Here is a 1,038-nt window from a genome sequence, read left to right as displayed (position 1 = left end):
GGGTTTAGAACGTCGTGAGACAGTTCGGTCCCTATCTGCCGTGGGCGTTGGAAGATTGAAGGGGGCTGCTCCTAGTACGAGAGGACCGGAGTGGACGAACCTCTGGTGTTCGGGTTGTGTCGCCAGACGCATTGCCCGGTAGCTAAGTTCGGAATCGATAACCGCTGAAAGCATCTAAGCGGGAAGCGAGCCCTGAGATGAGTCTTCCCTGATACTTTAAGTATCCTGAAGGGTTGTTCGAGACTAGAACGTTGATAGGCAGGGTGTGTAAGCGCTGTGAGGCGTTGAGCTAACCTGTACTAATTGCCCGTGAGGCTTAACCATACAACACCCAAAGGGTTTTGATGGACTCAAAGCAAGAACGAATTGAATGTGTAGAGAACGCAAACAGCTTTCCGAATTTTAAGAATTTGCTTGGCGACCATAGCGTTTTGGACCCACCTGAACCCATTCCGAACTCAGAAGTGAAACGAAATAGCGTCGATGGTAGTGTGGGGTTTCCCCATGTGAGAGTAGAACATCGCCAGGCTTTTAATTCGRCTTGTCTTTAATTAGACGAGTCACCATAAAGTTTTAAGCAAAAAAGCTTAGAGTTTTATGTTGACTTMCAGAGTCAATCGCGTATTATACGCACCTCGCTTAAGTGCTAAGGCRCTGAAAGCAAAGCTCTTTAACAATATAAACCTATCAATCTGTGTGGGCACTCGTTGATGATAATCCAAAAGATTTATCAATGAACTGAGTGACCAAAACGATACTAAGTATCGGCACAGTCAATTTATTCAGTATTCATTGAGCCGAAGCGAAAGCTTCAAAAAACTTTTAATTGAAGAGTTTGATCATGGCTCAGATTGAACGCTGGCGGCAGGCCTAACACATGCAAGTCGAGCGGCAGCACAGAGAAACTTGTTTCTCGGGTGGCGAGCGGCGGACGGGTGAGTAATGCCTGGGAAATTGCCCTGATGTGGGGGATAACCATTGGAAACGATGGCTAATACCGCATGATAGCTTCGGCTCAAAGAGGGGGACCTTCGGGCC

At 47.2% G+C, this 1,038-nt stretch carries 3 rRNA genes; all 3 read left to right on the top strand.

The features are described from left to right. Positions 1-324: ribosomal RNA gene (locus tag CIK04_RS30700) — 23S ribosomal RNA — on the top strand; the annotation flags it as partial. 89 nt (positions 325-413) lie between these two features. Then, positions 414-529: ribosomal RNA gene (gene rrf / locus CIK04_RS30695) — 5S ribosomal RNA — on the top strand. A 294-nt stretch (positions 530-823) separates the two neighbouring features. Continuing rightward, positions 824-1,038: ribosomal RNA gene (locus tag CIK04_RS30690) — 16S ribosomal RNA — on the top strand; the annotation flags it as partial.

The organism is Vibrio sp. 03_296 (genome assembly GCF_002265885.1).
Note: the sequence above shows the minus strand (reverse complement) of the source record. Positions and strands in the feature narration are given on the sequence as shown.